At 71.0% G+C, this 5,541-nt stretch carries 6 protein-coding genes; 2 read left to right on the top strand and 4 right to left on the bottom strand.

Features of this window, described 5'->3' with window-relative positions; translation table 11 throughout:
* The coding region (locus IBL25_RS24090) for an MFS transporter (protein WP_187781006.1) at positions 1 to 1,194 on the bottom strand (1,194 nt) is incomplete at its 3' end.
* Between the two features lie 239 nt (positions 1,195 to 1,433).
* Here IBL25_RS24090 and IBL25_RS24085 point away from each other — a divergent pair.
* Entirely contained in the window at positions 1,434 to 2,564 is a 1,131-nt protein-coding gene (locus tag IBL25_RS24085; protein WP_187781005.1) for a calcium-binding protein, read from the top strand.
* Between the two features lie 57 nt (positions 2,565 to 2,621).
* Here IBL25_RS24085 and IBL25_RS24080 read toward each other — a convergent pair whose 3' ends face one another.
* The 3 genes from IBL25_RS24080 to IBL25_RS24070 are packed head-to-tail and all read right to left on the bottom strand — an operon-like array spanning position 2,622 to position 5,262.
* Entirely contained in the window at positions 2,622 to 2,927 is a 306-nt protein-coding gene (locus IBL25_RS24080) for an AtuA-related protein (protein WP_187781004.1), read from the bottom strand.
* Entirely contained in the window at positions 2,928 to 4,259 is a 1,332-nt protein-coding gene (locus tag IBL25_RS24075; RefSeq protein WP_187781003.1) for an acyclic terpene utilization AtuA family protein, read from the bottom strand.
* A gap of 4 nt (positions 4,260 to 4,263) precedes the next feature.
* On the bottom strand, positions 4,264 to 5,262 hold the full coding sequence (locus IBL25_RS24070) for a Bug family tripartite tricarboxylate transporter substrate binding protein (RefSeq protein WP_238940631.1): 999 nt from the start codon (positions 5,260 to 5,262) through the stop codon (positions 4,264 to 4,266).
* Positions 5,263 to 5,352: 90 nt separating this feature from the next.
* Here IBL25_RS24070 and IBL25_RS24065 point away from each other — a divergent pair.
* Positions 5,353 to 5,541: helix-turn-helix domain-containing protein (locus IBL25_RS24065; protein WP_187781002.1), on the top strand; the 189-nt coding region annotated here is incomplete at its 3' end.

The following is a 5,541-nucleotide window of genomic DNA, read 5'->3' as shown; positions in this document are numbered from 1 at the left end:
CGCCGCCGCCGGGCTGCGGCCGAGGCGCAGCATGGCGACGCAGCCCAGCGCGGGGCCAACCGCGAGCAGCGCGAAGGCGCCGCCCCAGCCCGCACTGGCCACCAGCGCCGGCATGAGGTGGATCGTCACCAGGGTCAGCGCGAAGCCGAGGCAGTTCTGCACCGTCAGCATGGTGCCGGTCAGGCGCGGGTCGGAGAGTTCCGCGACGCTGGCGGAGAACTGGGCGGAATCGGCCACCACCGCCACGCCCCAGACCAGGCAGAGCGCGGTGGTCAGCGCCGGGTGCAGCCCGAAGGCCGGCCCGGCCAGCAGGCAGCATGTGCCGGAGACCGCCATGGCCCAGACCGTCACGCGCACCCGGCCGAGCCGGTCGGCCAGCAGCCCGGCGGCCACGCAGCCGAGCGTGCCGGCCGCCACGACGGAGAAGGTCGCCAGCGCCGCCTTGCCGGAGGCCACCTCGCCCCCGCCGCGCCAGGCAGCGAAGCTGGCGGTGAGATAGGCGCCCACCCAGGCCCACATGGCATAGAGTTCCCACATATGCCCGAGATAGCCGAGGGTGGTGAGCCGCGTGCCCCGGTTGCGCCAGAGCTCCAGCGCGGCCACGGGCCTGAAGGGCGCCGCCGGCGCGTGCCGCGGGCCGAGCCGCACCAGCCCGATGAGCCCCGCCGCGGCGACGGCGGCCAGGGAGGCTGTGGCCAGCGTCAGCCGCCAGTCCAGGCCGCCCAATGCATTGGCCAGATGCGGCGAGGCCGAGCCGAGCGTCAGCCCGCCGACTAGGATGCCGATGACTAGCCCCGTGTCGCTCCGGTCCGCCCAGCCCACCGCCAGCTTCATGCCCACGGGGTAGACCCCCGCCAGGGCGGCGCCGGTCACGAAGCGCGCGGCGATGGCCAGGTCCGACCCGGCGGGCAGGGCCAGGATCGCCGCGTTCACCGCCGCGCCCAGCAGCGCCGCCGCGATGAAGAAGCGGCGCGGGTCGTAGCGGTCGGCCAGGGTCAGCACGGCGCTGACCAGGGTGCCCAGGACGAAGCCGGCCTGCACGGCGCCGGTCAGCAGGGCCTGGAAGGCCGAGCCCGCCGCGATGCCCGCCTCACGGACCATGCCCGGCCCGGCCGCCGTCCCTGAGAACCAGAGCGAGAGCGCCAGCACCTGCGCGGTGGTGATCAGGGCAAGGTTGGTAGCCTTACCGTTCAAGAAGCATCCCCTTCCTCGCTGGCCTTGGCGCCGCCTCGGTGGCGGACGCCGCATGATGCGGCCCCGCGCGAGGCCGCGCCCAATGTGGCCTTCGATGCTCCATGCCGTCAAAGCCGGGCTGGCGGCGGGAGAGGGGGCATCCAGGCCGAAAGGATTACTCCCTCCGCGCCGGACTCGTTACGAGAGCGATTTGTTATGCTTGGCGGAGCCAGGGATCAGCGCGGGGAGGGAAGAGGCCAATGGCCATCATTCGTGGGACGAGCCGCGGCGATACCCTTTCAGGGATCGCCGAAGCCGACGAGATCCATGGCCTGCAAGGCCATGACACCATCCGGGCTGGCGCCGGGGACGACATGGTCTATGGCGACGACGGCAATGACATCCTGGATGGCGAAGCCGGGCGGGACTCCGTCTATGGCGGCAATGGCAACGACACGCTGACGGGAACCGACAGCGGCCTGCTGGATGGCGGCAGCGGCCATGACCTTTTCATCCTCGCCTTCGACGGGCGCGGCGGCGACCTCGTCGCCCATGGCGGCACCGGCAATGACAGCTTCACGTCCTTCTATGCCGGGCAGGGCAACCGCGACTTCATCTTCGGCGCCGACATGTATGGCGAGGCCGGCAACGACACCTTCACCTTCTACAGCACCCAGGCCGGCACAATGGATGGCGGCAGCGGGAATGACAGTTTCTCGATCTACAACATGCTGAGCGGCACGATCACCGGAGGATCGGGCGCCGAGGTCATCGACGTGAGGCTGATGCTCGGCACGATCTCCGGCGATGCCGGGAATGACACCATCACCATCGGCGCGGCCAAGATCGGCAGCCGGATCCTGGGCGGCGAGGGGCATGACGTCATCTCCCTCGGGGTCGGCTCCGCCATCATCGAGGGCGGGACGGGCAACGACCAGCTCTATAGCGGCCTGGACCTCCGGACCAGGCCCACGCAGCTCCTGGGTGGCGTCGGGAACGACATCCTGCGGAGCCCGGGCCTGGACGTGCTGGATGGCGGCGACTGGCGGGACATCCTGGAAAGCGGCGCCTATGGCAATGTGCTGACGGGAGGCAGCGGCGCCGACCTCTTCGTCTATGGCAGCTTGGTGAACCCGGCCTCGATCCTTGCCGATACCATCACGGATTTCAGCCTGCGGGCAGGGGACCGCCTCGACCTCTCGGGTTTGCTCGACCAGGTTTCCGCCCCCGCCGATCCCGTGACGGACGGCTGGCTGGGCGTGGAGAGCCTGGCCGATGGGACGGCGCTGCTGTTCGATGCCGATGGCGGCGGCGACGGCTTCGTGCAACTCGCCATCCTGCAAGGCGTGACGTTGAGCACGGCGGATCTCGACCGGATCATCATCGGCTGAGGCATGGTGGGCAGGTCCGTGCCTGCCCGCCATCTTCCTCGTTGCCACCAGAGGCTTTCAGCTTTCCAGCACGATCTCCAGCATCTTCGACGCAAGGCACTTGCCATGCGCGTCAAGAGCGAGGGAGCGCGTGACGCCGCCGCCCAGCGCCCCTTCCAGCACGAAGTTCAACGCGCCGAGGCCCGGTAATTCGTAGCGCCGTACCTCGCCTGTCGCGATGCCGGCGAAATGCGCCCGCACCCGCTCGGCCGTCACCTCGCGCGCCAAGCGCGGGTAATCGGCCGGGTCATGGGCGATGACGGAGATGCAGGAGATGTCGCCCTTGTCGCCGGCACGGGCATGGGCGATGTCGCGCAGCAGCATTCAGGCCTCCACCCAGTTGATCTGCGGGCGCGCCTCCGCCTCGGGGATGAGGCAGGAGCGGATGCCGATCACCTCGCGCACCGATTTCACCACGCCGCCGCCGCTGGCCGGGCCATTGAGGTAGAGGCTGTCCACCTCATGCCCGATCCGCTCCGCTTCCTCCGGCGAGGCGCAGCGGCCGGCGACGCGCAGGCGCACCTCGCGCGGTTCCGCAGCACCCTCGGCCGGGCCCAGGATGGAATCCAGCCCGACCAGCTCGAAGCGCATCTCCTCCGCCTCATGCCCGATCAGGCGCAGGCGTTCCCGCACCACCTCCAGCGCCAGCCGCCCGCGCGCGACCGCGCCCGGCCCGGCATAGGAGATCTGCCCTTCGCCGAACCACCCCTCGTGGCAGCCGACGGAGACCTTCAGCAGCCCCGTGCGCGGCGCGCCATCGGCACCCGAGACGCGCACCGCATCCTCCCCCACGGGCTCCATCCGCACGCCGGAGAAATCGGCGGCCACGTCGGGCTGGAGGTAGCGGGCGGGGTCATGCACCTCGTAGAGCAACTGTTCCTTGCAGGTCGCCGGCGTCACGCGGCCGCCGGAGCCCGGGACCTTGGTGATGATGGCCTCGCCCGCCTCGTCCACCTCCGCCAGCGGAAAGCCCAGCCGCGCGAGGTCCGGCACATCCTTGAAGCCGGGATCGGCGAAATAGCCGCCCGTGACCTGCCCGGCGCATTCCAGCAGGTGCCCCACCAGGGTGCCGCGCCCCAGCCGGGTCCAGTCATCCTCCGCCCAGCCGAATTCCCGCATCAGCGGGCCCAGGAACAGCGCGGGGTCGGCGACGCGGCCGGTGACCACCACCTCCGCCCCCGCCGCCAGCGCCTGCGCGATGGATGCTGCACCGATATAGGCATTGGCGGACACCAGCCGGTTGCCCAGGGCAGCGACCGTGCCGCCCTCGTCCAGCATCGTCTCCGTGCCGCGCAGGCGGCCGGTCACGTCGTCCCCCGTCACGGCCGCGACCCGCAGCCCGGCCAGGCCGAGGTCCCGCGCCACCTGCGCCACGCGCCGCGCCGCCGCCAACGGGTTGGCCGCGCCCATGTTGGTAACGATACGGATGCCCTGGCGGCGGCAGGCCGGCAGCACCGCGCGCATCCGCGCCGCCAGCAGCGGGTCGTAGCCGCCCTCCGGGTCCCGCCGCCGCGCCAGTTGCGCCAGGGCGATGGTCCGCTCCGCCAGGCACTCGAAGACGAGGTATTGCAGCCCGCCATGCTCGGCGAGCTCCACCGCCGGCTCGATCCGGTCGCCCGAGAAGCCGGAACCCGCGCCGATCCGCACCCTCCTCATGCGCTCAGTCCGGCTTGATGTTGCCGGCGCGCACCACCTCGCGCCATTTCGCGATATCGGCTTCCAGCCAGGGGCGGAATTCGGCGGGCGGCATGCCCACCGGCACCAGCCCCTGCTCGTTCAGCTTGCCGCGCAGGTCGGCGTCGTTCAGCGCCACCTTCAATGCGGCATAGATCCGCTCCAGCATCGGCGCCGGCAGGCCGGCCGGGGCGAAAAGCCCGTGCCAGGCCGCGACATCGAAGGGCGCCACGCCCTGTTCCTCCACCGTCGGCACATCGGGCGTCCATTCCAGCCGCTGGGCGGAGGTGGTGGCCAGCGCGCGCATCTTGCCTTCCCGCACGAAGGGCAGCACCGCCGTCACCTGGTAGACGGTCATCGCCACCTGGCCGGAGATCACATCCGTCAGGGCCTGCGCGCCGCTGCGATAGGGCACGTGTTCCATCGGGATGCCGGTCTTCTGCTTCAGCAGCTCCCCGGCCAGATGGCTGGAGGTGCCATTGCCGGCCGAGGCATAGGAGGCCTTGCCCCCTTGCTCCCGCGCCCAGGCCAGGAATTCCTGCAGGTTCCGCGCCGGCACCTGCGGCCCCACCACCAGCAGGTTGGGCGCGTTCGTCACCAGCGAGACGGGGGTGAAATCCCGCAGCACGTCATAGGGCAGGCGCGGCATCAGCGAGGCATTCACGGAATGCGAGGCGATGCTGCCCATGCAAAGGTTGTAGCCATCCGGCGGGGATTTCGCGACGGCCTCGGAGCCCACGATGCCGCCGGCGCCGGCGCGGTTCTCGATCACCAGCGGCTGGCCCAGCTCCTGCGACATGCGGGGCGTGACCAGGCGGGTCATGATGTCGGTGCTGGTGCCGGCGCCGAAGGGCACGATCACCCGGATCGGCCGGTCCGGCCAGTTGCCCTGGGCGGAGGCGGCACGGGGCAGCGCCGGCAGCGCCAGCCCCGCGGCGGCGGCGGAGAGAAAGTGGCGGCGGGAGGCTATGGGCATCCTGGGCATGGTGGTTCCTCCGGTGTTTTGCCGGCAATGGGCGGTATCGCGGGCCATCATGCAATTGAAACTTCCTGAGCACTCTCATAATCCAGGATTATGAGTGTCACCTTGCGCCAGATGAGGGCGGTGGTAGCGGTGGCCCGCAGCGGCAGCCTGGGCCGCGCGGCCGCGCTGCTGCACCTTTCCCAGCCCGCCCTGACCGTGCAGTTGCGGGAGGCCGAGGCCACGCTGGGCCTGCGGCTCTTCGACCGTGGCGCGCGCGGGGCGGAGCCGACCGCGGCCGGG

It is taken from the genome of Pseudoroseomonas ludipueritiae, assembly GCF_014490445.1.
Taxonomy (GTDB): Bacteria; Pseudomonadota; Alphaproteobacteria; order Acetobacterales; family Acetobacteraceae; genus Pseudoroseomonas; species Pseudoroseomonas ludipueritiae.
Note: the sequence above shows the minus strand (reverse complement) of the source record. Positions and strands in the feature narration are given on the sequence as shown.

Bases quoted from the DNA above. Each gene is read 5' to 3' on its own strand.
- IBL25_RS24085 (WP_187781005.1), top strand. From the start codon at position 1,434: ATGGCCATCATTCGTGGGACGAGCCGCGGCGATACCCTTTCAGGGATC.
- IBL25_RS24080 (WP_187781004.1), bottom strand. From the start codon at position 2,927: ATGCTGCTGCGCGACATCGCCCATGCCCGTGCCGGCGACAAGGGCGAC.
- IBL25_RS24075 (WP_187781003.1), bottom strand. From the start codon at position 4,259: ATGAGGAGGGTGCGGATCGGCGCGGGTTCCGGCTTCTCGGGCGACCGG.
- IBL25_RS24070 (WP_238940631.1), bottom strand. From the start codon at position 5,262: ATGCCCAGGATGCCCATAGCCTCCCGCCGCCACTTTCTCTCCGCCGCC.